Source organism: Pseudomonas fuscovaginae SE-1 (assembly GCF_000364705.1).
In the GTDB taxonomy this organism is placed as follows: domain Bacteria; phylum Pseudomonadota; class Gammaproteobacteria; order Pseudomonadales; family Pseudomonadaceae; genus Aquipseudomonas; species Aquipseudomonas fuscovaginae_A.
In genome coordinates this window covers 1-23,089 of record NZ_AQOH01000093.1, presented here as the reverse complement: position 1 = coordinate 23,089, position 23,089 = coordinate 1, and the positions used below count along the sequence as shown (strand labels likewise).

The window sequence follows — 23,089 nt, the reverse complement described above, 5'->3', positions numbered from 1 at the left end:
GAGTCGCCGATTCTAGCGGAAAAGTGGCGCAGGATGGTTGATATGTGAACTCAATCACATGAAACATGACGAACCGGTGAACACCAACTCCCGCTATAATTCCGCTCTTTTTTCCCGGAGCGACGTCATGTCCCTGCCCAGCCTGCGCCTCAAAGCCAATGCCGATCGCCGCCTGCGCGCCGGTCACCTGTGGGTCTACAGCAACGAAATCGACGTGGCCGCGACCCCGCTGCACGGCTTCAAGGCCGGTGACCAGGCCATCCTCGAAGCCGCCGGCGGCAAGGCCCTCGGTATCGTCGCCATGAGCCCGAACAACCTGATCTGCGCCCGCCTGCTGTCGCGCGATGCCCGCCTGCCGCTGGACAAGTCGCTGCTGGTGCACCGTCTCAACGTCGCCCTGTCGCTGCGCGAGCGGCTGTTCGACAAGCCCTTCTACCGCCTGGTCTACGGCGACTCCGACCTGCTGCCGGGCCTGGTGGTCGATCGTTTTGGCGACATCCTGGTGGTCCAGCTCGCCTCGGCGACCATGGAACAGCACAAGGCCGACGTGATCGCCGCGCTGGTTCAGGTGCTCAAGCCCACCGGTATCCTGTTCAAGAACGATTCGGCGGCGCGCGATGCCGAAGGCCTCGAGCGCTATGTCGAGACCGTGTTCGGCCTGGTGCCGGAGTGGGTCGCCCTGGAAGAGAACGGCGTGAAGTTCGAGGCGCCGGTGATGGAAGGCCAGAAGACCGGCTGGTTCTATGACCACCGCATGAACCGCGCGCGCCTGGCCCCTTACGTCAAGGGCAAGCGAGTCCTCGACCTGTTCAGCTACATCGGTGGCTGGGGCGTGCAGGCCGCGGCCTTCGGCGCCAGCGAAGTGTTCTGTGTCGACGCCTCGGGCTTCGCTCTCGACGGCGTCGAGCGCAACGCCGCGCTGAACGGTTTCGCCGAGAAACTGACCTGCGTCGAAGGCGACGTGTTCGAAGCCCTGAAGGAACTGAAGTCCGCCGAAGAGCGCTTCGACGTGATCGTCGCCGACCCGCCGGCGTTCATCAAGCGCAAGAAGGACCTGAAGAACGGCGAAGGTGCCTACCGTCGCCTGAACGAGCAGGCCATGCGCCTGCTGAGCAAGGACGGCATCCTGGTCAGCGCCTCGTGCTCGATGCACCTGCCGGAAGACGACCTGCAGAACATACTGCTGACCAGCGCCCGCCACCTGGACCGCAATATCCAACTGCTGGAGCGTGGCGGCCAGGGTCCGGACCACCCGGTGCACCTGGCCATCCCGGAAACCCGCTACATCAAGAGCATCACCTGCCGCCTGCTGCCCAACAGTTGAGTGGCTGGCACCCCGCCCTGCCCCGGGGCGGGTGCCCCAAGCTTGAAATCCCTCCGGCACTTGCCCAGCAGTGCCACCGACACTCGCCTGCCACCAACAACTGGACATGACCGACATATAACTCGGACATAACCTACACAACTCCTTATTGCCAACTTCCTGCGCAAGCCTATGATCTGAATTATCGCTTCACTATTGAGGCGATATAAACAAAAAGGAGACAGTGAAATGGAAAAGATAAAACTTGAGCATGAAGTTTCCGCTGGCCATCACGCGCTACTCGGAACTTCCAAATAAACCCGAGACAGGCTGGATCGACTCTCCCCATCATCGATCCAGCCTGAAGAGCCAATAACGGGCACAGACTCATGCATATAAACCCCGATCTGTTCATCCTGATAAAGCCACCGGCACTTGTCATCTGGAACTACAAGTCCCATGAACAGTATTCGATGGATAGATATCATGCCGACCGGCTGATCGAACTGGTCGAAAAACCCTCCCGCTTCGACCCGACCCATCCTGTCGACTCGACCTTCGTGACCACCGGCATCCTCAGTGAAAGCACCTTTGCCCGCGACCACTGGGGCTGGGACGACCTGTCGAGAATCTTCCACATAGGCACCCGCGACCTGCCGCTGGCAAACAGCCCGGCCAGTTGCGTGGAATGGGCGCGAAACTATCTCGCCCACTGCCGGGAAGTCATGCACCGCCAGCAACCGCCGCCCCACCGTCATGCCACAGCCCTGCACCAAGACCTGATCCGACTCCCGACGCCCTTGCCGGAACATTGCGAAGCCAACAACAACGAGTTCACCAGCGTACTTCTGCAACGCAAGACGTGCCGGAAGTTCTTGAACTGGCATGTCTCGCTGGAACACCTCAGCACTATTCTCTATCTTTCCCTGGGTTACCTGAGAGAGCGCGAACTGGATATTGATCCGTGCATCCCGCAGGCATTTCGCAGACGGCGCAGTAGTCCATCAGGTGGCGGACTGAACTGCAGCGAAGGTTATGTCTATATTCACAACGTCGACGGTATCGGACCAGGGTTCTACTATTATCACCCGGACAAACATGCACTGACACTGACAAGAGGTCCCGGCATATCGCTGGCGGCGCTGGTACAAGGTCAGCACTTCATCGAAAACCTGCCTTTCGGTGTCTTCATTACTTGCCGCTTCGACAAGATGTGGTGGAAGTATCCACATTCCCAGGGCTATCGCGTCGCCCTGTTGGAAGCCGGGCATGTTTCACAAACCTTCCAGCTCGCCGCCACCGCCCTGGGCCTGAAAACCTGGGTGACCGCGGCCCTGACCGAGCAGAAGATCGAGCAGGCGTTGCACCTGGAGGGTCTGAGCGAACAGCCGCTGCTGTTCGTCGGCGCCGGCTACAGCCATGGAGAAACGATCTGCGACGAACTCCAGGACTGCTCAAGGCGCCAGCGGAAAGCCATTGATGTCATCGACCGATACAACCACCCGCCCCTCGGGCCGCCTGCGACTGCTGCTGGTCACCGGCATATCGCTGATCAGCTTTTTCCCGCTCAACGTCCTGCTGCCGGCGTTTCCCGCCCTTGCGGAGCAGTTCGCCACCTCGACCGCCGATATCGCCCTGACCGTCAGCCTGTTCACCCTGGTCTTCGCGTTTTCGCAACTGGTGACAGGGCCGCTCTCCGACCGGTTCGGACGCAAGGAGGTGCTGCTGGCGTGCCTGGTCGTCTCCTGTCTCGGCGCCATCGGCTGCACCTTGGCCGCAGACTTCACCATGTTCCTGTTCTTTCGCAGCGTCCAGGCGTTGGGTTGTGGTTTCTTCGTGCTCGGCCTGGCACTGGTCGAAGACCTGTTCGAACCGCAGGAACGTGCGCCCGTGCGCATCTGCTACATGAGTTTCAGCGGCCTGTTCGTCGCCCTGTCACCCCTGCTGGGCTCCTGGCTGCTGGACAATCTTGGCTGGAAGAGCAGCTTCCACGCCTTTGCCCTGGTCGCCATGGGCATCGGCCTTCTGGCACTACGGATACTGACCTCATCCCCAGTGACAGAGGCCCGGCAGGGTCAGGCAGCCAGCCAATCGCTGCTGCAGATTCTCGGTCATCGTGACTTCCGTCGTTACTGGCAGATCGCAGCCCTGGTGTTCTGCGCCTACTTCGCCCTGACCAGCGTCTCCCCATTGATTTTCATGGACGGCCTGCAACTCTCCGAATACCAGTACGCCATCGTCCTGCTGATCTATGGCGCGGCCTATCTGCTCGGTGGAGCAATGGCCACCTGGCTGCAGAAGCGCCTGTCGGTGCGCTCGCAGATCGACATCGGCCTGCTTCTGCTGGGCGCCGCCGGCCTGGCGCTGCTGCTGACCCTGCAGTTGAAGCTGGTTTCCACCGCCAGCCTGCTGCTGCCGATGTGCCTGAGCGCCGCGGCGGTCAGCATCACCCGCCCTGCGGCCATCTCCGCAGCGATGCTGCTGTTCTCGACAAACGCCGGCACCGCAGCGTCGGCGGGCAACACCATCATGTTTCTCGCCGCGGCCGCCAGCAGCGCACTGCTGGCCCGAAGCGGCTCCCTGCTGCTGCCGGCCGTCGGCATGACCTTCATCCTCGCGAGCCTCCTCGGCCTGCTGCATAGCGCCAGGCTCGGGCGTTGAGCGCGGACGTCGCTGCGCCCCCATTCCTTCCCGGCGCCAGCGGTGTAGAATCGCTCTATTCATCGCCAGTCATCCCCCGGCGGGTTTATGAGCTCAGGCTGAAACGCACGGCGATCCCGTGTCGTTGTCGGCAGCTTTCGGACACACGGCCATTTTCCAGGTGTTCCCGAGGGTCAATAGAAGCTCACTCCCCACTTGTTACCTGATTAGCCGCCCGGAGTGCTCCATGCCTGATTACCGCTCGAAAACATCCACCCACGGTCGCAACATGGCCGGTGCCCGCGCCCTGTGGCGCGCCACGGGGATGAAAGACGCCGACTTCAAGAAACCGATCATCGCCGTCGCCAACTCCTTCACCCAGTTCGTGCCCGGCCACGTCCACCTCAAGGACATGGGCCAGCTGGTCGCCCGCGAAATCGAACGTGCCGGTGGCGTGGCCAAGGAATTCAACACCATCGCCGTGGATGACGGCATCGCCATGGGCCACGACGGCATGCTCTATTCGCTGCCGAGCCGCGAGATCATCGCCGACTCCGTCGAGTACATGGTCAATGCCCACTGCGCCGACGCCATCGTCTGCATCTCCAACTGCGACAAGATCACCCCCGGCATGCTGATGGCCGCCCTGCGCCTGAACATCCCGGTGATCTTCGTCTCCGGCGGCCCGATGGAAGCCGGCAAGACCAAACTGGCCTCCCACGGCCTGGACCTGGTGGACGCCATGGTCATCGCCGCCGACTCCAGCGCTTCTGACGAGAAGGTTGCCGAGTATGAGCGCAGCGCCTGTCCGACCTGCGGCTCGTGCTCCGGCATGTTCACCGCCAACTCGATGAACTGCCTGACCGAAGCCCTGGGCCTGGCCCTGCCGGGCAACGGTTCGACCCTGGCGACCCACGCCGACCGCGAACAGCTGTTCCTGCGCGCCGGTCGCGACATCGTCGCGCTGTGCCAACGCTACTACGGCGAGAACGACGACTCGGTACTGCCGCGCAGCATTGCCAACTTCAAGGCGTTCGAGAACGCCATGACCCTGGACATCGCCATGGGCGGCTCCACCAACACCATCCTGCACCTGCTGGCCGCCGCCCAGGAAGCCGAGGTCGCCTTCGATCTGCGCGACATCGACCGTCTGTCGCGCAAGGTGCCGCAACTGTGCAAGGTCGCGCCGAACATCCAGAAGTACCACATGGAAGACGTGCACCGCGCTGGCGGCATCATCAGCATCCTCGGCGAGCTGGCCCGTGGCGGCCTGCTGCACACCGACCTGCCGACCGTGCACAGCAGGAGCCTGGCCGAGGCCATCGCCCACTGGGACATCACCCAGACCGACGATGAAGCGGTGCACACCTTCTTCAAGGCCGGCCCGGCCGGTATCCCGACCCAGACCGCGTTCAGCCAGTCGACCCGTTGGGAAACCCTGGATGACGACCGCGAGAACGGCTGCATCCGCAGCGTCGAGCACGCCTACTCGAAGGAGGGCGGCCTGGCCGTGCTGTACGGCAACATCGCGCTGGACGGCTGCGTGGTGAAGACCGCCGGTGTCGACGAGTCGATCCTGGTGTTCGAAGGCAACGCGAAGATCTTCGAAAGCCAGGACAGCGCGGTACGCGGCATCCTCGCTGACGAAGTGAAGGCCGGTGACATCGTGATCATCCGCTACGAAGGCCCGAAAGGCGGCCCGGGCATGCAGGAAATGCTCTACCCGACCTCGTACCTGAAGTCCAAGGGCCTGGGCAAGGCCTGCGCCCTGCTGACCGACGGTCGCTTCTCCGGCGGCACCTCGGGGCTGTCCATCGGCCACGCGTCTCCGGAAGCCGCTGCCGGTGGTGCGATCGGCCTGGTGCGCGATGGCGACAAGGTGCTGATCGACATTCCGAACCGCTCGATCAACCTGTTGGTCAGCGACGAGGAACTGGCGGCCCGCCGTGCCGAGCAGGACAAGAAAGGCTGGAAACCGGCCGAGCAGCGTCCACGCAAGGTCACCAGTGCACTGAAGGCCTACGCCCTGCTCGCCACCAGCGCCGACAAGGGCGCGGTCCGCGACAAGGCGATGCTGGACAAGCTGGTGCCGTAAGCGCCCCCCCAATAAAGAGCCCGGCACTTGCGCCGGGCTTTTTATTGCCTGCTCGAAACAGCTGGGTCTTACTGGATCTCTTCCGGCTTGACGATCACCCAGTTCTTGTCCGCGGTCACCGTCAGACCTTCCTTGGCCTGGGCCTCGGCGTTGCTCTTGATCATGCCGTTGAGCTGGGTCATGTACTTGTCCTTGCGGTTGACCCACAGGTGTACGCCGCCCTTGGCCACGTCGACGCTGTGGAAAAGCATGTAGCCATCGCTCGACGGCGTGTCGCCACCGACCAGCACCGGTTTCTTCCACTGGTCGATGTAGGTGAGGATGGCCGCCTGCTTGCCGGCCATCCAGGTCGCCGGGGTCCACAGGTACGGGGTCAGCTCCAGGCCGAGGTTGGCCTTCTCGTCATACTTGCCGGCGCTGATCTGCTTGCGCGCGGTGGTCAGCTCGCCGGTCTTGCGGTCCTTGAGCAGGGTCGTCACGCCGATCACGTTCTGTGGCTTGACGTTGTAGCCATACTTGGGATCGGCCGCGACCATGCGCACCAGCTCTTCGGAAGCGGCGGTCATCACATAGACCTCGATGCCGTTTTCCATCAGCTTGTTGTACAGCTCGACCTGGCCGGCAAAGACCTTCGGCGGCTGCACTTCGATGTTCTTCACCACGTCGCCATCGTAGTAGGTGCTCGGCACCGGCTTGCCGGACGCCATCATCTCGTCGACGTAGCCCTTGAGCTCCTTGAGGGTAAAGCCGGAAAACACCTGGGCCACCCACGGGTAGCAGACCATGTCGTCGATTTCGCAGAGGCGGTAGTAGTAGCTGAACAGGCTTTCCTTGTGCTCGGCGGTGTCCTTGAACGGGATCAGCTTCAGCGACGGGTCCAGGGTATCGCGGGTGATCAGCCCCTTGTTCTCCATGTAGGGCAGCAGCGACTCTTCCAGGTCATAGCGGTAACTGGTGTTATCCATGTCGAACACCGCGAAGTTACCCTTGTTGGCGTTGGCGGCGATCATCGCCTCCAGTTGCTTGGCCTGGGCCTCTGGCCAGTGCTTGAGCTCGGTGGCGAAGGCCTGGCCGGCAAGGCCCAGGCAGAGTGCGGCGGCAAGGAGTTTGGGGGCGAATTTCATGGGCGGTATCTTCCTGGCTGAAAGGCCTCGACGCTAACAAATCCATGTGACAGTTCTCACCCGAGGACGACCGCCTGCGTCCTGATCCCGCCACCGGCATACGCCCCAGCGCCACCGGCTTATTCCAAAAACGACAGTCAACATTCCATTTAGATATTAAATCTATATATATCAAGCTGTTAGGCTGAACGGTTCACAATCACCGACGAGAGTGATTGGCACTCATCGTTTTCCGGAGTTTTCATGAACCTGCCGCTGATTCTCAATCTGCTGGTGTTCCTCGCCCTGCTGCTGGGCCTGGCGCAAACCCGCCATACCTCCTGGAGCCTGGCCCGCAAGGTGCTGCTCGCCCTGGCCCTGGGCGTGCTGTTCGGCATCGGCCTGCACACCGTCTACGGTGACGGCAACCCGGTGCTCAAGGCCTCTATCGCCTGGTTCGACCTGGTGGGCAATGGCTATGTGCAGTTGCTGCAAATGATCGTGATCCCGCTGGTGTTCGCCTCGATCCTCAGCGCCGTTGCCCGTCTGCACAATGCCTCGTCCCTGGGCCGGATCAGTTTCCTGACCATCGGCACGCTGCTGTTCACCACCGCGATCGCCGCGCTGATCGGCATCGGCCTGACCAACCTGTTCGGCCTGACCGCCGAAGGCCTGGTCGCCGGTACCCAGGAAATGGCCCGCTTGCAGACCATCCAGAGCGACTACGCCGGCAAGGTCGCCGACCTCAACGTGCCGCAACTGCTGCTGTCGTTCATTCCACAGAACCCCTTCGCCGACCTGGCCCGGGCCAAGCCGACCTCGATCATCAGCGTGGTGATCTTCGCCGCCTTCCTCGGCGTGGCCGCCCTGCAACTGCTCAAGGATGATGCGGAAAAAGGCCAGAAGGTGATCAACGCCATCGACACCCTGCAGGCCTGGGTGATGCGTCTGGTGCGCGTGGTGATGAAGCTGACGCCCTACGGCGTACTGGCCCTGATGACCAAGGTGGTGGCCGGTTCCAACCTGCAGGACATCATCAAGCTCGGCAGTTTCGTGGTGGTGTCCTACATCGGCCTGGGGCTGATGTTCGTGGTCCACGGCCTGCTGCTGTCGCTGGCCGGGGTCAATCCGCTGCGCTTCTTCCGCAAGGTCTGGCCGGTATTGACCTTCGCCTTCACCAGTCGCTCCAGTGCCGCGAGCATCCCGCTGAGCATCGAGGCACAGACCCGTCGCCTGGGGATTCCACAATCGATCGCCAGTTTCGCCGCTTCGTTCGGTGCAACGATCGGCCAGAACGGCTGTGCCGGCCTGTATCCGGCGATGCTGGCGGTGATGGTGGCGCCGACCGTCGGGATCAACCCGCTGGACCCACTGTGGATCGCGACCCTGGTGGCCATCGTCACCCTGAGTTCGGCCGGTGTGGCCGGGGTCGGTGGCGGCGCGACCTTCGCCGCGCTGATCGTGCTGCCGGCGATGGGCCTGCCGGTGTCACTGGTGGCGCTGCTGATTTCGGTGGAACCGCTGATCGACATGGGCCGAACCGCGCTGAACGTGAGCGGTTCGATGACCGCCGGGACCCTCACCAGCCAGATGATGAAGCAGACCGACAAGCGCCTGCTGGATGCGGATGAGCAGACGGAGCTGGCGCAGGCCTGAACCTTTCGACAACCGATTGATCGTTCCCACGCTCCGCGTGGGAACGCCGCCGGTGACGCTCGGCGTCACCACCCGGCACAATACCTCAGACCCGCTCCCACACCTCGAAGCTGAACGCCGGCTTGTCGCCCTCTGCCGGGTGCGGCTCGTCGGAAACGCGCCGCCACAGGTTCAGGTCGAACTCGGGGAACCAGGCATCACCTTGCGGGCTCAGGCCAACCCGGGTCAGGTACAGGCGATCGGCCTGCGCCAGCCCCTGGGCATACAGCTGCGCCCCGCCGATCAGCATCAGCTCACTGACGCCCTGCTCCAGCGCCCAGGCTTCGGCCCGTACCAGCGCGGCCTCCAGCGACGGGAACACCTCGGCGCCTTCCAGTTGCAGCCCGGCCTGGCGGCTCACCACCAGGTTCAGCCGCCCCGGCAATGGCCGACCAAGAGAATCCCAGGTCTTGCGCCCCATGATGATCGGCTTGCCCAGGGTGGTGGCCTTGAAATACTTGAAATCCGCCGGCAAATGCCAGGGCATGCTGTTGTCTACGCCGATCACGCGGTTTTCCGCGAGGGCCGCGATCAGGCTGAGGGGGAGTTTGGTTGTCATGCCGGCGAGCATACCCGACAGCCGGGTGCAGGCACTAGCCACAGCGGTTATGCTTCTGGCACTTCCCCCCAACAGGATGGCGCGTGACTGAACCGACTCCCCTGCAACGCCTCTGGCTGACCGAGACCGTGCGCCTGCGCGAAGAGCAGGCCGGCCCCCTGGAAGACCTCGAAGCCAACCGTCGCGCCCGTGCGGCCGGCGGCGACCTGGCGACCCGCATCCAGCACCGCGCGCTCTGGCTGGCCGAACGCGACGGCCAGCTCGCCGCCCTGCAGCGCTGGCTGCAAGGGGCACGCCTGGCCCTGTTGCTGCTCGCCGTGCTGGTGATCCTCAGCGGCGCCGGGCTGGCCCTCGCCGCCCTCGGCAACGGCCAACGGCCGGTCAACGTCTTCTGGGCCCTGGGCAGCCTGCTCGGGCTGAACCTGCTGCTGTTGGCGAGCTGGGCCCTGGGCCTGCTCTTCGCCGGAGGCCACGGCGCCAGCCTGGGCCGGCTCTGGTTGTGGCTCAGTGAAAAGTTCGCCCGCGATGCCCAGGCGGTACAACTGGTGCCGGCGCTGGTGCTCCTGCTGCAACGCCAGCGCCTGAACCGCTGGGCCATCGGCATCGTCGTCCACGGCCTGTGGCTGCTGGCGCTGGGCTGCGCGCTGACGGTGCTGCTGGCACTGCTCGCCACCCGGCGCTACGGCTTCGTCTGGGAAACCACCATTCTGGGCGGTGACACCTTCGTCGGCCTGACCCAGGGCCTCGGCGCCCTGCCCGCACTGCTGGGTTTCAGCGTCCCCGGCGAGAGCATGATCCGCGCCAGCGGCAATGCCGCCGTCGACCTGGAGAGCGCCCGCCAGGCCTGGGCCGGCTGGCTGGTCGGGGTGCTGGTGGTCTACGGCCTGCTGCCGCGCCTGCTGCTGGCGCTGCTGTGCCTGTGGCGCTGGAAGAGCGGCGTTCGTACCCTGGCGCTGGACCCGAACCTGCCCGGCTACGCTCACCTGCGCGAACGCCTGATGCCCAGCAGCGAACGCCTGGGCATCAGCGACGCCGCCCCTGCGCAGTTGCCCCATGCCGAAGCCGGGGTGACCGGCCAGGACAGCGACGGCGCATTGCTGGTCGCCATCGAGCTGGACGACCAGCGCCCCTGGCCGCCAGCCTTGCCCAAGGGGGTGCGCGATGCTGGCGTGCTCGACAGTCGCGAATCCCGGCAGAAACTGCTGGAACAACTGAGCCGCTTCCCGCCGGCGCGCCTGGCGATCGCCTGCGACCCACGGCGCTCGCCGGATCGCGGCAGCCTCGCGCTGATCGCCGAACTGGCCCGCAGCGCCGCCGCCACCCGCCTCTGGCTGCTGCAGGCACCACCCGGCCAGGCCCTCGACGCCGACCGCCTCGGCGACTGGCACCACGCCCTGCAACAGCTCGAACTGCCGTTCGCCGACAGCGCTCCGTTCACCTGGCTGGAGACCGGCCATGACTAAGCCGTTGAAACTCGCCGTGGTCGGCCACACCAATGTCGGCAAGACCTCGCTGCTGCGCACGCTGACCCGCGACGTCGGCTTCGGCGAAGTCTCCCACCGCCCCAGCACCACTCGCCATGTCGAGGGTGCCCGGCTGTCGGTGGACGGCGAACCGCTGCTGGAGCTGTACGACACCCCGGGCCTGGAAGATGCCATCGCCCTGCTCGACTACCTCGAACGCCTCGACCGACCCGGCGAACGCCTCGATGGCCCGGCCCGTGTGCAACGTTTTCTCGATGGCAGCGAAGCCCGCCAGCGATTCGAACAGGAAGCCAAGGTGCTGCGCCAGTTGCTGGCCTCGGACGCCGGGCTGTATGTGATCGATGCCCGCGAGCCGGTGCTGGCCAAGTACCGCGACGAGCTGTCGGTGCTGGCCAGTTGCGGCAAGCCGCTGCTGCCGGTACTCAACTTCGTCAGCAGCGCCGCCCAGCGCGAGGACGACTGGCGTCAGGCCCTGGCCCGCCTGGGGCTGCACGCGCTGGTACGCTTCGACAGCGTTGCGCCACCGGAAGATGGCGAACGACGCCTCTACGAGAGCCTTGCCCTGCTGCTGGAAGGCTCGCGACCACAACTGGAACGGCTGGTCCGCGATCTGGAGGCACAGCGCCAGGCACGCCGCCAGGGCGCCAAACGCCTGATCGCCGAGCTGCTGATCGACTGCGCTGCCTGCCGACGCCAGGTGGCCGGCGACGCCACGGCCGAAAGCGAGGCCATCGCCGAATTGCGCCAGGCTGTGCGCCAACGCGAACAACGCTGCGTCGAAGCCCTGCTCAAGCTCTATGCGTTTCGTCGTGACGATGCCGCCGCCAGCGACCTGCCGTTGCTCGACGGGCGCTGGGGCGACGATCTTTTCAACCCGGAAACCCTCAGACAGTTGGGCGTGAAGGTCGGCGGCGGAATGGCCGCCGGGGCCGCGGCGGGCGCGGGAGTCGACCTGCTGGTCGGTGGCCTGACCCTCGGTGCCGCCGCCCTGGCCGGCGCCATCGCCGGCGGTGCCCTGCAGACCGCCCGCGGCTATGGCAGCCGCCTGCTCGGCAAGCTCAAGGGCAAACGCGAGCTGACGCTCGATGACAGCGTGCTGCGCCTGCTCGCGCTGCGCCAGCGCCAACTGTTGCTGGCACTGGAAGCTCGCGGCCATGCGGCCCTGGACAGCATCCGGATCGACACCCCGGTGGACAAGTCGTGGCGCGAAGGCAAGCTGCCGGAAGCACTGGGCAAGGCCCGGGCCCACCCGCAATGGTCATCGTTGAACCCGCAGCCGAAGCTGAGCCAGGCCGAACGCCAGGAACAGCTCGAAAAGCTTCTCCAGATCCTGGCTGAAAAATAACCAGCCGCGCCCGGCCCACTCAAATCCGGCTCTCCACCTGCCGCCGGTCACCCGACGAACGCTGCCGGTGATGAAAGGCCTCCATCCTCGGCAGGTACAGCCAGTCCTGTGGCGCCTCGAGAATGAAGGCCTCCAGCGCCTTGATCCAGGGCGGCAGCATCTGCTCGAGAGGAGCACGGACAATCCGCTCGATCACCCGCAACTCGCCGACCTGTCCCAGGCGGACACGATGCCCCACCAGCAACAGGTCACAGCCCAGCTTCGCCGCCAGGAATAGCGGGCCCTTTACGAACTGGGCAGGCCGCCCGAAGAACCGTCCGTTCATCGGCTCACCGAATCGAACACCTTCGAGACTCACCGGCAGGTCGCAGAAAATGATCACCTGGTCACCCCGTTTCACCCCACGGGCAATTGCCAGCGCGGTTCTCGGGTCATTGCTGTCCAGAACCTCGATGGCATGCCCGAAGCCTTCCAGGTTCTTGAGTGAGTCATGGGTGAAGCGGTCGCTGAAATTCCAGATCGGAATGATGAAGCGCGTGGGCGCGGGCGTGCGCTCGATCACACCGGCGACCGCCATCCAGTACTCGCCGCAATGCGGCAAGGCGATGATCGTCGGCCGACGCGCGCCGCGCTGCCAGTGCTCACCGGGATCGACCCAGGGGATCGAGCGGACCCAGGCGCGCAGATGCACCGGATCATGGCTTCGGTAGAGACGCTGGTACAGCCTGCGCTGAAGCTGGATCGCGCTGTGCTGGCAGGCCAGGGCTCGACGGCGATCGGCAGCAAAATCGAAGAGTTGCAGATTCTGGTAACTGCGACGGTAATCCACCCCTCGCGAGCATCGGGGCAATCGCATCAGCACGGCAGGGAGCAGCGCCAACAGCCCACGGAGCACATCGAGCCGCAAGCACCAGGCCAGGCCTGCGAGCCCGTATCGGCGCAGCCAGGCCTTGACCAGGGCAAGGAACAACCAGCGCCGCACCTGGCCGCTCACGCCGCGACTCAGCATGTCCGGGCCAGCGGAACCAGGCGGCCTTCGCTCATCCGCAACACCACCGCACAGGCCTCTGCCACCGCCCGGTCGTGGGTGACCACCACGCAGGACACGGACAGCCCGCGAATCGTTTCAATCACCACATCACGCGCAGCCAGGTCCAGATGCGCCGTCGGCTCGTCGAGCAGCAGCAACTGCGGCCGCCGATACAACGCTCGGGCAACCAACAGGCGCTGCCGCTGCCCGGACGATAACTGAATACCCATCGCCCCCAGCCGCGTGTTGAAACCGTTGGTCAGTTGCAACACGCATGGGAGCAGGCCCACCTGCTCGATACATGCCTGCAACCAGGGGCCATCGAGTTCATCATCCATCACGATATTGTCGACCAGGCTGCCGTCGACGACTTCCCCATGGGCCATGACATACGCCACACCCTGGCGATAGCGACGCAGGCCGAAATGCCGCATCGCCTGGCCGTTGATCCGCAAACGTCCCTCATCCAGTGGGTAGAAACCGGCAAGGACCTTCAGGAAGGTACTCTTGCCACAGCCGGAAGGCCCCAGGATGGCGATTTTCGCCCCCGGCCCCTCCAGGGTGAAATCCAGTTGATCGAAGGTCGGGCGCTCGAAAGAGCTGTAGCAGAACCGGGCGTTCTGCATTCGAATCGAACGGATCGGCTCGGGCAGCCCCAACGGGCTGCTGCTGTAGACGCAGGACTCGAACGCTTCAGGCTGTTCGTCGACGATGTCATCGAGTCGGGCCAGCTCGATCTTCACCAGCCGCAGGTTCATGTAGCCATCCACCAGCTTGAAGGCGCACGCCATGAACATGTCCTTGTACAGCACGAAGGCGAACAGGTCGCCGACGCTGTTGTCGCCGTTCAACACCGCCAGGGCCCCCAGCGCACTGACCAACAGGGAATGCCCGTGGGACAGGCCATCGTGCACCACCTGGTTCATCGCCTGCATGCGCTGGACACCGGCACGGGCGGTTTCGGTATCCGCCTGCCGATTGCTCCAGGTCGCCAGTTTCGTTGCCTCGTAGTGATGGAGCTTCATCGACTCGATAGCACCCAGGACACCCAGCAACGTGACGTTGCGCAAGGTCTCGGCCTCGATCGAGGCCTTGTGGCGCCGTTCCATCACCGGCAGGGTCAGGCCACGGAACACGAAGAACAGCAGGCACAAGGCCAGGGACAGCCCCGCCAGCTTGATGTTGATCAGGGCCATCAACAGCAGGAAGACCAGCCCGAACAGGCTGTCGATACCGATGTCCATCCACCCCGAGGTGAACGGCAGGTACACCTTGTCCGCCGCCTGGGTGCGCCGCAGGATGTCTCCCGGGGCACGACGCTCGAAGTAGGCCAGCGGCAGACGCAGCAAGCGGGCGATGACGCCGGTCGAGAGATCCTGCGTCAACGCCACCCGCAACCGGGCATCCAACAGCGCCCGCAGCCAGGCGGCACCGGTCTTGAACAGAAAGATTGCGCCGAAGACATAGAGGATCAGATAGAGGAAGTCCTCATCGTTCTTCGCCACGACTTCATCGATCGTCAGGGAAAACAGCTTCGGCGCGGCAATCCCTCCGAGGTAGCCGACCACCGACAGCAGGCCCATGGGAATCAGGTAGCGCAGCAACCAGGGATTCTTGCGCAGCAGGCTGACACAGCCCAGCGATGCCGACAGCCTGGGCCCGGCCTGCAGGGTAAAGGCCAGGCCCGGGAGCATTTCCAGGGCCACGCCACTGAACATCGGCAAGGCTTCTTCCCAGCTGTAGAAACGCCTGCCGACGGCCGGGTCGACGATGTGCAGACCCGTTCTGTTCACCGCCTCCAGCACCACGAAATGTCGCTGGTTCCAGAACAGGATCGACGGCGTTCGCAACTGCCTGAGCCCGTCGAGCAAGGTTTTCAGCGGGCGGCAGGTAAAACCCAGTTCGTCGGACACCTTGATGACCTGGAACAGGGACATCCCGTCCCGCGCCACACTGTAGTCACGGCGCAACTGGCGCAGGGTCAGGTGCTTGCCGTGATAACCGGCCACCATGGCGATGGAGGCCAGACCGCATTCGGACATTTCGTCCTGCAGGATCACCGGCACCCGCTTGCGCAGCCGCTGCCCGGAGCGTGTCAGGGCATCACGCAATACCGCCTTGAGCCGACTCATGCCGATTCGTCCTCCTGCTGCGGGTCAGTCCGCCCCGTCGGCCTTACCCCCGGATTACGCTCGATGCCCTTGAGCACGGGCAGGAACAGCCATTCCATGAGGCTCAGGCGCTCCAGGGTCAGCGAGGCCCTGAGGGTCATGCCGTCCTTGAGCCAGTCAGGTCGGATACGGACATGGGCGGCGCTGAAGTCGGGCTCCACTTCCACCAGGTAGGTCGGCACTTCGCCTGACTCGTCATTGGCCACGCCGGGAATCGCTGCTCTGTAAGTACTGGCGGAACTGTGGACGACAGAGCCCTTGACCACGCCATGACGTTCATACGGAAAGGCATCGAAACGCAAGATCACCTCGGTACCGGGCGTGGCAAAACCAATGGCCGATGGGCTGACGTCCAGCATGATTCGAAGCTGCGGATCCTGGGCCCGGGCTGCGCGCAGCAGCAACATCGGATGACCCACCTCGACCCGGCCGCCGGCAAATACCGCTACCGTGTCCACGACGCCATCCACGGGAGAAAGCAGTACATATCCCTGGTTCTTGCCCAGGGACTCCAGGCGCTCCAGCCACTCGTTGCGTTGGCGGGCGAACTGCCCCAGGCGAGCCGCCAGGTCCTGGTCCGCCTGGCTGACGCGCTGCTGCAGCTCCAGGCTGCGCTGCTGCGTGCTGGTCCTGGCCAGGTCATTGCTGGCCTGGTCCTCGAGGGCCGACTCATGGACCACCACCGCCTGGTCCCTGGCTGAGCCGGAAACCGCACCCTCGCCCGCCAATTGCTCATGGCGCTGTCGTTCATCCAGAGCGGTGCGGACCCGACGCTGGATCGATTGCCCGATCCGGCTGTTGAGCGCCAGATCCTCATCCAGCTGACGCAATTGCCGTTGCAGAAAGTCCTGATGGGTGATGTGGGCGGAACGGACCAGACTTTCCTCCGCCGCCAGCTCATCGAGCAGGTTGTTCAGACGTTCGATATTTCTGGCGGAGAGGACCTGGTCACTGCCGGCCTCGATATTTTCCGGGCCCACCATACGCAGGCGAATCAGCGGCTGACCGCGCTTGACCGGGGCGCCGACACCGACCAGCACCTCGTCGACGTGAGCCGCCTTCTCGTTGGCGATACGCACCACATCGCGGATCATGACACGCCCCTCGACCTCTTCCTTGCGGGCATAGCTTCCCGTCGACAACAGCACCAGCACCGTCACGACAAAGAGAACGAGCACCCCACCCAACAGCAATGGCCGCAGCGCCGATCTCGGGGTGACCGTCCCCCACTCGAGCATAAGTAAATCCGTACAGGGGAAATTCGCCGTGGATCAGGCATAGGACAAGCGGGGCGAGGTCATAGGCCTCCCCCGTCCAATGTCAGCACGTCAATTCATGACGTATCAGTGGCCGCTATCAGCTGACTGCCGAACCAAAGGCCTTGAGAAACTTGCTGGCCGTCTCGACCGCGCCATCCATCCATGCACCCGCATCGGAGAACCACCCGGCCCCGCGAATCTCCATGGTTTCATCGAGAGTCATTTCCTGCGGGGCATTGTCTTGCTGCTTAACGTCATCCATCGGGATACCTCACTGATCGGGTTATGAAAAACACATCAGGCCGAGCACATGAACGACCTGAATTTCATCGCACCCCGCAAGCTTGATGGCCATGACCGGAGTGCCTGACCATTCTCCCAATCGACGAAAAAACCAACTATCGGACCCGTGATTACCCGGTGCCTGAATCGTCACCGGCGGGTTCAGAACTAGGCGTCCGAGGCTGTAGTCTCGATCACCGGTTGGCTCAGCAGGTGTTGCGCCTTGTTTCTCAGCAGCTGCAGGTCCATGACCGGCACCTGCGCCCGCTTGGCCTGCTCGTCCCACTGGCGCATGCGCAGGCTCAGGTCGCACAAGGGGTCCCGGGCAAAATCCGTGGCCTCCTGCCGGGTCATGATGCCGCCCTGATACTCCAGCGTTCGCCGGCTCGCTTCGCTCAGGCGCTCGTAGTACCCGGGCTCGACCAGGGTCAGATAACGCTTGGCCTGCACGTGATACTCCACCAGTCGCGCCAGCCGCTCGCCGAAGCCGGCGCGACGCAGATAGTCGGCACCCAGGCGTTCGTGGCTGACGATGCCATAGCCTCCCATGCTCTGCTGCGTCTGCGTCGGCCGCGGACAGATATGCCCGATATCGTGAAAGAACGCCGCCAGCACCACCTCATCGTCGCAGCCCTCGGCCATCGCCAGTTGCGCGGCCTGGGACATGTGCTCCAGTTGCGACACCGGCTCGCCGATGTAGTCGGCGCTGCCGAACCGCTGGTAGAGACCGAAAACCTCGTCCAGCACCTGCTCGACCCGACTCACCGGTTTTCCCCCAGCAAGGTGGCGATATTGGCCTCGGCCATGGCCGGGCCGACGCTCATGCCGACGCCGGTGTGCATCAACGCGGCATGTACGCCCGGCGCGGCCTGCAAAAACGAGAACGGCCCCGGCCCGCGGGCGCCGTAGACGCCTTGCCAACGTTCGAGCACCTGGACCTTGCAACCGAGGGTGTGCTCGGCCAGTTCCAGCATCCAGTTGTCCACCTGCTCGGCGTTGAATGGCGAAGGATCGCTACCGTAGTGGTGGGAATCACCGATGATCAACTCGCCGTGGGGCGTCGGGCTGATCAACAGGTGGATACCGTGCTCGTGCAGGTGCGGGCTTTCGTGCTGGATCTGCGACTGGATCGCCGCCGCTTCCGGCAGGTCGGCGAAGGCGCCGTAGTGCACGCAGCTCAAGCCGGTCAGCACCGAGTGTTGCAGGTTCAACGCGCTGAGCAGCGGACGGGCACGGAGCATCTGCAGGCGGCAGATGCTCGGCTGCAGGGTCGCCAGCGATTCGGCCAGCAAGGTCTGGTAGTCATGGCCTGAACAGACCACGATCCGTTCGCCTCGGAATGTTCCGGCCGTGCTGCGCAACTGGCCGGGCTCGACCTCATGGACCAGGGTCGAGAAGTGGAATTCGACGCCCAGTTCGCGACGCAGGTAGTCGATCAGCGTCGGGATCGCCTCGCGGGAATACAACTGCTGGTCATCCAGGCCATGCAGGGCGGCGCGGTGATGGCTGAACTGGCCGCCGTGCAGGTCGGCCAGGGCCCGGCCCTGCAACAGTTTCACCCGATAGCCGTACTCGCGGGCCCGGCCGGCGCAGAAGGCTTCCAGCAGGTGTTCCTCGGCTTCGCTGCGGGCGAACAGGTAGCTGCCGTTGCGCTTGAGTTCGAAGCCGGCGTGCTGCGACCAGTGGCCCCAGATTTCCCGGCTGGCGCGCGCCAGATCGAGCATGACGCCCGGCGACTGGCCGGTGACCAGGGCCTGGCCGAAGTTGCGGATCGAGGCGCCCAGGGGCGTGGCGCTGCGCTCGAAGACCCGGACCTTGAGGCCGCGGCGGGCGGCGGCGTAGGCGTGGGACAGACCGAGAATGCCGGCGCCGACGATGAGGATGTCACTGTGATGAGTCATGAAGGGTCCTGAAGGAATGGGCACCCACGTCACGCCGCCTGTGAGAGCTTTGATCGTTCCCACGCTCCGCGTGGGAATGCAGCCCGTGACGCTGTACGTCACAAGAGCGGACGCCGAGCGTCCAGAGAGGCATTCCCACGCAGAGCGTGGAAACGATCGAAACGATCAAAGGTTCGGGCTCGGCCAGGGGATTACTGGGCGACCTTCTCCGACTTGCCGTCATAGCGCTTGCGCCATTCGGCCAGGATCTCGTCGCGGTGCTTCGAGGCCCAGGCGAAGTCGTTCCTGATCAGGCGCTGTTCGTAGTCGGCCGGCAGTTCGGTCTGCGGCTTGGCGATCCCCGGCTGGGCCAGCACGGCGAAGTTTTCCTTGTACAGTTCCATCGCCGCCGGGCTGGCGGAGAAATCAGCCAGTTTCTTCGCCGCTTCCTCGTGCGGGGTGCCCTTGATCACTGCGGTTGCCTCGATCTCCCAGCCCAACCCCTCCTTCGGCAGGATGATGTCCAGCGGCGCGCCCTGGCGCTTGAGTTGCACGGCCGGGTACTCGAAGGAGATACCGATCGGGAATTCGCCGGCCGCCGCCAGCTTGCAAGGCTTGGATCCGGAGTGGACGTACTGGCCGATGTTCTGGTGCAGGTCATCCATGTACTGCCAGCCCTGCTTCTCGCCGAAGGTCTGCAACCAGGCGCTGACATCGAGGAAGCCGGTGCCGGACGAGGCCGGGTTGGGCATGACGATCTTGCCCTTGTATTCAGGCTTGGTCAGGTCCTGCCAACTCACCGGCTTGCTCAGGTGCTGCTTCTCGGCCTCGACGGTGTTGAAGCAGAGGGTCGCGGCCCAGACATCCATGCCGACCCAGGCCGGCGGGTTGGCCGGGTCGCGGTAGTTGCCGCCGATCTTGCCCAGATCCTTCGGTGCGTAGTTCTGCAGCATGCCCTGCTGGTCGAGGATCGCCAGGCTCGAAGCGGCCAGGCCCCATACCGCATCGGCCTGTGGCCGGGCTTTCTCGGCCAGCAGCTTGGCGGTGATGATGCCGGTGGAGTCGCGGACCCACTTGATGCCGATGTCCGGGTTGGCTTTCTCGAACGCGTCCTTGTAGCTCTTGAGCTGCTCGGCTTCGAGCGCGGTGTAGACGGTCAGTTCGGTTTTCGCCGCGAAGGCGTTCAGGCTGAACAGCGAGAGGACGGCAGCGGCAAGAGTCAACGGCTTGAACATGATGCGGTTCCTTGGGTTGTATGGCTGTGCTTGTCGACGAATCAACGGCCGGGCACGCTCCGCCGCCAGGCCTGGGTGCGGCGCAGCAAGCCGCGCGAGGCCCAGGCCAGCAGCAGGGATACGCCCGCCGAGGTGAACAGGATCAGGGTCGACATGGCCGCGGCACCGCCAACGTTGCCGGCGTCGTCCATGTTCAATACCGCCACCGCCGCGAGGAGGGTGTCGGGGCTGTAGAGGAAGATCGCCGCCGAGACCGTGGTCATCGCTGAGACGAACAGGTAGCGGATGATGTCGAGCAGCGCCGGCAGGCAGATCGGCACCGTGACCCGCAGGTAGTGCCGGTACAGCGGGGTCTTGAGCGACAGCGCGGCGGCCTCGAACTCGCCGTCGAGCTGGCGCAGGGCGGTGGTCGCGGTCATCTGCGCGGTGGTCAGGTAGTGGGCGATGGTGCACACCACCAGCAGGGTCATGGTTCCGTAGAACACATGCAGCGGGTTGCCGACGAAGTTGAAGAAGAACACGTAGCCCAGCCCCAGGACCAGGCCCGGTACCGCCATCGGCACGAAGCTGAGCAGGCGCAGGGCCAGGTTGAGGCCGCGCTGGCCACGGGTCTTTTCCATCAGGTAGGCGCCGGTGAAGATCAGCGCGCTGCCGATCAGCGCCGTGTACAGGGCCATGGTCAGACTGTTGCGATAGGCCAGCCAGCCGCCGCCCGCCGTCTCGTCGAAGCGGTAGTGGCTCCACGACAACGACAGGTTGTACGGCCAGAACTTCACCAGCGAGGAATACACGGCCATGCCGAACACCAGCAGCAAGGCGGCGCAGATCAGCAGCACGATCGCCAGGTAGCAGGCATCACGCGTCGGGCAGCGCTCCGGCTGGAACACCTGGGCCCGTCCGCTCATCGAATCACTCTGACGCCGACGCAGCCAGGCATCGACGGCAAAGCTCAGCAGCGCCGGCAGCAGCAGGATCATGCCGATCAGGGCGCCACGGCCGAACTGCTGCTGGCCGACCACCGCCTTGTAGGCTTCCAGCGCCAGCACCTGGTAATCGCCACCCACCACCACCGGCACGCCGAAGTCGGTGATGGTCAGGGTGAACACCAGGCACAAGGCGGCGAACACCGCCTGCCGGGTCGCCGGCCAGGTGATGCTGCGATAGGCCCTCCACGGGCTCGCGCCCATGCTCGACGCGGCGTCGAACAGCCGCGCGTCGGCCAGGGACAGGGCCGACAGCAGGACCATCAGCGCATGGGGAAAGGTGTAGATGACTTCGCCGAGGACGATGCCCCAGAAGCCGTAGATGTTGTCCTCCAGCAGGCCGCGCAGGAGCCCCTGATTGCCGAACAGATAGACCAGGGCGATCCCCGGCAGCATCGACGGAGCCATCAGCGGCAGCAGCGACAGGCCGCGCCAGAGGGGCTTGCCGGGAATCAGCGTGCGTTGCAGAGCGTAGGCGAACAGGTAGGCCAGCGGTACGACAATCGCCGCGACACTGAAGGAAACCTTCAGGCTGTTGCCCAGCAGCCAGTGGAAGTCAGCGCTGCCCAGCAGTTCGCGTGCGGCGAGCCAGCCGCCGCCCTGTCCGGATTCGTTGCTGAAGCCGCGCCAGAAGATCGCCAATAGCGGCAGCAGAACCGCGAGCCCAAGCAGGCAGAGCCAGAGCAGCTTGCCGCCGACCACGAACAGGCGGTCGCCAAGATCGCCACGCACGGACTTCGCGGCCGGTTTGCGCGCCAGCGCCAGGCGGAGTTCAGCGGCCATCTCAGGCAAACACCTGCAGGCTGCTCGGCGGCAGCGCCACCCAGATATCCGGGGAGCCCAGGCGCGACAGGTCCTGCGGGCCGACTTCAGCCAGCAGAGGATGGCCCGGCAGCTCGTTGAGTTCGAAGCTCATGCGGCAGCGATTGCCGAGAAAGGTGATTTCCCGTACCCGTGCGGCAAACAGGTTTTCCTCATGCACCGGCGGGTTGACGCTGATCGACTCGGGCCGGCAAAACAGGCGACCGGGACCGGTACGCGGGACGCTGTCGGCCAGGCGCAGTTGCACGTTGCCGACCTGGGCATGCCGGGCGCTGCGCTGCTGGAACGGCAGCCAGTTGCCCTGGCCGACGAACTCGGCGACGAAGGGCGTGGCCGGCTTGTCGTAGATGTCCTGGGGCGTGGCGTACTGCTCGACCTTGCCGTTGTTCATCACGGCGATGCGGTCGGCCATCAGCATGGCCTCGTCCTGGTTGTGGGTGACCATCAGCGTGGTCACGCCCAGGCTGCGTTGCAGCTGGCGCAATTCGCTGCACAGATGCTCGCGGACCCGGGCATCGAGGGCCGACATCGGTTCGTCGAGCAACAGCAGCGACGGCGCCGGCGCCAGGGCACGGGCCAGGGCCACACGCTGCTGCTGGCCGCCGGAGAGCTGGCCGGGGTATTTCTTCTCGCTGCCGGCCAGGCCGACCAGCTCCAGCATCTGCGCGACGCGCTGGCGGACTTCGTCACGACCGCTGCCCGCCAGGCCGTAGGCGATATTGGCTTCCACGGTCAGGTTGGGAAACAGCGCGTAGGACTGGAACAGGATCCCGTAGTCACGGGCCTGGGGCGGCAGTTCGGAGACATTGCGCTCGCCGAGGAACAGCTCACCGTCGTCCTGGCGCTCGAGGCCGGCGATGCAGCGCAGCAGGGTGGTCTTGCCGCAACCCGACGGTCCCAGCAGGCACACCAGCTCGCCGGCGGCGACATCGAGGGAGACGTTCTCCAGCGCGGTGAAGGCGCCAAAACGCTTCTGCACACCACGGACTTTCAGCGCGGCGCCGGGGTTGGCCAGGGGATGGGCGAGCGGGTTGTTCATGGACGGACCTCATCGAGCGGATGAGGGTCATGCTAGGGAGGTAATGCGTACGTCCTGTGGCAATAAGGCAAAAGCTGCCGATAGTGGTATTGGTGGATTTGGGTAGGAAATGGATTGTAGATATCGTGGAAGTTGCCACGCCTTATTTCTGTACGCAGAAGACT

18 protein-coding genes and 1 pseudogene are annotated in these 23,089 nt (G+C 64.5%); 7 read left to right on the top strand and 12 right to left on the bottom strand.

From position 1 onward, the window contains the following. Nucleotides 1-127: 127 nt before the first annotated feature. On the top strand, nucleotides 128-1,324 hold the full coding sequence (locus K675_RS0110350; RefSeq protein WP_017903449.1) for a class I SAM-dependent rRNA methyltransferase: 1,197 nt from the start codon (nucleotides 128-130) through the stop codon (nucleotides 1,322-1,324). A 269-nt stretch (nucleotides 1,325-1,593) separates the two neighbouring features. Here K675_RS0110350 and K675_RS33955 read toward each other — a convergent pair whose 3' ends face one another. Next, on the bottom strand, nucleotides 1,594-2,190 hold the full coding sequence (locus tag K675_RS33955) for a hypothetical protein (RefSeq protein ID WP_017903448.1): 597 nt from the start codon (nucleotides 2,188-2,190) through the stop codon (nucleotides 1,594-1,596). On the opposite strand from K675_RS33955, the pseudogene K675_RS33950 reads away from it, so the two are divergent. The 3 genes and pseudogenes from K675_RS33950 to ilvD form a co-directional block, all read left to right on the top strand. Then, nucleotides 2,104-2,658, top strand: a pseudogene (locus K675_RS33950) (SagB family peptide dehydrogenase); the annotation flags it as partial. The gene K675_RS33955 and the pseudogene K675_RS33950 overlap by 87 nt on opposite strands. 124 nt (nucleotides 2,659-2,782) lie before the next feature. After that, nucleotides 2,783-3,964, top strand: a complete 1,182-nt coding sequence (locus K675_RS0110330; RefSeq protein ID WP_017903445.1) for an MFS transporter — start codon at nucleotides 2,783-2,785, stop codon at nucleotides 3,962-3,964. A gap of 226 nt (nucleotides 3,965-4,190) precedes the next feature. Then, nucleotides 4,191-6,038 (top strand): dihydroxy-acid dehydratase, encoded by a 1,848-nt coding sequence (gene ilvD, locus K675_RS0110325; protein WP_017903444.1) that lies wholly within the window; start codon nucleotides 4,191-4,193, stop codon nucleotides 6,036-6,038. A gap of 68 nt (nucleotides 6,039-6,106) precedes the next feature. Here the strand turns inward: ilvD and K675_RS0110320 are convergent, their stop codons facing one another. Next, nucleotides 6,107-7,162, bottom strand: coding sequence for a phosphorylcholine phosphatase (locus K675_RS0110320; RefSeq protein WP_017903443.1), 1,056 nt, complete (start codon nucleotides 7,160-7,162; stop codon nucleotides 6,107-6,109). Nucleotides 7,163-7,405: 243 nt separating this feature from the next. Between K675_RS0110320 and K675_RS0110315 the strand changes: the two genes are divergently transcribed. Then, complete coding sequence (locus K675_RS0110315) at nucleotides 7,406-8,797, top strand: L-cystine transporter (RefSeq protein WP_017903442.1); 1,392 nt, start codon at nucleotides 7,406-7,408, stop codon at nucleotides 8,795-8,797. An 85-nt stretch (nucleotides 8,798-8,882) separates the two neighbouring features. Here the strand turns inward: K675_RS0110315 and K675_RS0110310 are convergent, their stop codons facing one another. Next, nucleotides 8,883-9,395 (bottom strand): dihydrofolate reductase, encoded by a 513-nt coding sequence (locus K675_RS0110310; RefSeq protein ID WP_026145087.1) that lies wholly within the window; start codon nucleotides 9,393-9,395, stop codon nucleotides 8,883-8,885. Between the two features lie 83 nt (nucleotides 9,396-9,478). On the opposite strand from K675_RS0110310, the gene K675_RS0110305 reads away from it, so the two are divergent. Together K675_RS0110305 and K675_RS0110300 are read left to right on the top strand one after the other, a co-directional pair. After that, entirely contained in the window at nucleotides 9,479-10,858 is a 1,380-nt protein-coding gene (locus tag K675_RS0110305) for a DUF2868 domain-containing protein (RefSeq protein ID WP_017903440.1), read from the top strand. After that, nucleotides 10,851-12,224, top strand: coding sequence for a GTPase/DUF3482 domain-containing protein (locus K675_RS0110300; RefSeq protein WP_017903439.1), 1,374 nt, complete (start codon nucleotides 10,851-10,853; stop codon nucleotides 12,222-12,224). Before K675_RS0110305 ends, K675_RS0110300 begins: the two co-directional genes overlap by 8 nt. 19 nt (nucleotides 12,225-12,243) lie before the next feature. Here the strand turns inward: K675_RS0110300 and K675_RS0110295 are convergent, their stop codons facing one another. The 9 genes from K675_RS0110295 to K675_RS0110255 all read right to left on the bottom strand — a co-directional run bounded on the left by K675_RS0110295 (nucleotide 12,244) and on the right by K675_RS0110255 (nucleotide 22,925). Then, nucleotides 12,244-13,233, bottom strand: a complete 990-nt coding sequence (locus K675_RS0110295; RefSeq protein WP_017903438.1) for a hypothetical protein — start codon at nucleotides 13,231-13,233, stop codon at nucleotides 12,244-12,246. After that, a complete protein-coding gene (locus K675_RS0110290; protein ID WP_017903437.1) occupies nucleotides 13,227-15,386 on the bottom strand; it encodes a peptidase domain-containing ABC transporter in 2,160 nt (719 codons plus the stop codon). Before K675_RS0110290 ends, K675_RS0110295 begins: the two co-directional genes overlap by 7 nt. Next, the gene (locus K675_RS0110285; protein ID WP_017903436.1) at nucleotides 15,383-16,663 is read right to left on the bottom strand and encodes an HlyD family secretion protein; all 1,281 of its coding nucleotides are present in this window, start codon (nucleotides 16,661-16,663) and stop codon (nucleotides 15,383-15,385) included. Before K675_RS0110285 ends, K675_RS0110290 begins: the two co-directional genes overlap by 4 nt. A gap of 118 nt (nucleotides 16,664-16,781) precedes the next feature. Beyond that, nucleotides 16,782-16,946, bottom strand: a complete 165-nt coding sequence (locus tag K675_RS33340) for a hypothetical protein (protein ID WP_017903435.1) — start codon at nucleotides 16,944-16,946, stop codon at nucleotides 16,782-16,784. Nucleotides 16,947-17,134: 188 nt separating this feature from the next. Continuing rightward, nucleotides 17,135-17,731: a phosphonate degradation HD-domain oxygenase gene (locus tag K675_RS0110275; RefSeq protein ID WP_017903434.1), complete on the bottom strand. Its 597-nt coding sequence runs from the start codon at nucleotides 17,729-17,731 to the stop codon at nucleotides 17,135-17,137. Beyond that, nucleotides 17,728-18,867, bottom strand: a complete 1,140-nt coding sequence (locus K675_RS0110270) for a TIGR03364 family FAD-dependent oxidoreductase (RefSeq protein ID WP_017903433.1) — start codon at nucleotides 18,865-18,867, stop codon at nucleotides 17,728-17,730. Before K675_RS0110270 ends, K675_RS0110275 begins: the two co-directional genes overlap by 4 nt. A gap of 191 nt (nucleotides 18,868-19,058) precedes the next feature. Further along, nucleotides 19,059-20,081, bottom strand: coding sequence for a putative 2-aminoethylphosphonate ABC transporter substrate-binding protein (locus tag K675_RS0110265; RefSeq protein ID WP_017903432.1), 1,023 nt, complete (start codon nucleotides 20,079-20,081; stop codon nucleotides 19,059-19,061). A gap of 41 nt (nucleotides 20,082-20,122) precedes the next feature. Further along, nucleotides 20,123-21,847: a putative 2-aminoethylphosphonate ABC transporter permease subunit gene (locus K675_RS0110260; RefSeq protein WP_017903431.1), complete on the bottom strand. Its 1,725-nt coding sequence runs from the start codon at nucleotides 21,845-21,847 to the stop codon at nucleotides 20,123-20,125. 1 nt (nucleotide 21,848) lies between these two features. After that, nucleotides 21,849-22,925: a putative 2-aminoethylphosphonate ABC transporter ATP-binding protein gene (locus K675_RS0110255; protein WP_017903430.1), complete on the bottom strand. Its 1,077-nt coding sequence runs from the start codon at nucleotides 22,923-22,925 to the stop codon at nucleotides 21,849-21,851. Nucleotides 22,926-23,089 lie beyond the last annotated feature (164 nt).

Coding starts and splice junctions, on each gene's coding strand:
- K675_RS0110270 (WP_017903433.1), bottom strand. CDS start 18,867: ATGACTCATCACAGTGACATCCTCATCGTCGGCGCCGGCATTCTCGGT.
- K675_RS0110290 (WP_017903437.1), bottom strand. CDS start 15,386: ATGAGTCGGCTCAAGGCGGTATTGCGTGATGCCCTGACACGCTCCGGG.
- K675_RS0110260 (WP_017903431.1), bottom strand. CDS start 21,847: ATGGCCGCTGAACTCCGCCTGGCGCTGGCGCGCAAACCGGCCGCGAAG.
- ilvD (WP_017903444.1), top strand. CDS start 4,191: ATGCCTGATTACCGCTCGAAAACATCCACCCACGGTCGCAACATGGCC.
- K675_RS0110315 (WP_017903442.1), top strand. CDS start 7,406: ATGAACCTGCCGCTGATTCTCAATCTGCTGGTGTTCCTCGCCCTGCTG.
- K675_RS0110285 (WP_017903436.1), bottom strand. CDS start 16,663: ATGCTCGAGTGGGGGACGGTCACCCCGAGATCGGCGCTGCGGCCATTG.
- K675_RS0110265 (WP_017903432.1), bottom strand. CDS start 20,081: ATGTTCAAGCCGTTGACTCTTGCCGCTGCCGTCCTCTCGCTGTTCAGC.
- K675_RS0110310 (WP_026145087.1), bottom strand. CDS start 9,395: ATGACAACCAAACTCCCCCTCAGCCTGATCGCGGCCCTCGCGGAAAAC.
- K675_RS0110330 (WP_017903445.1), top strand. CDS start 2,783: ATGTCATCGACCGATACAACCACCCGCCCCTCGGGCCGCCTGCGACTG.
- K675_RS0110255 (WP_017903430.1), bottom strand. CDS start 22,925: ATGAACAACCCGCTCGCCCATCCCCTGGCCAACCCCGGCGCCGCGCTG.
- K675_RS0110295 (WP_017903438.1), bottom strand. CDS start 13,233: ATGCTGAGTCGCGGCGTGAGCGGCCAGGTGCGGCGCTGGTTGTTCCTT.
- K675_RS0110300 (WP_017903439.1), top strand. CDS start 10,851: ATGACTAAGCCGTTGAAACTCGCCGTGGTCGGCCACACCAATGTCGGC.
- K675_RS0110350 (WP_017903449.1), top strand. CDS start 128: ATGTCCCTGCCCAGCCTGCGCCTCAAAGCCAATGCCGATCGCCGCCTG.
- K675_RS33955 (WP_017903448.1), bottom strand. CDS start 2,190: ATGCCAGTTCAAGAACTTCCGGCACGTCTTGCGTTGCAGAAGTACGCT.
- K675_RS33340 (WP_017903435.1), bottom strand. CDS start 16,946: ATGGATGACGTTAAGCAGCAAGACAATGCCCCGCAGGAAATGACTCTC.
- K675_RS0110320 (WP_017903443.1), bottom strand. CDS start 7,162: ATGAAATTCGCCCCCAAACTCCTTGCCGCCGCACTCTGCCTGGGCCTT.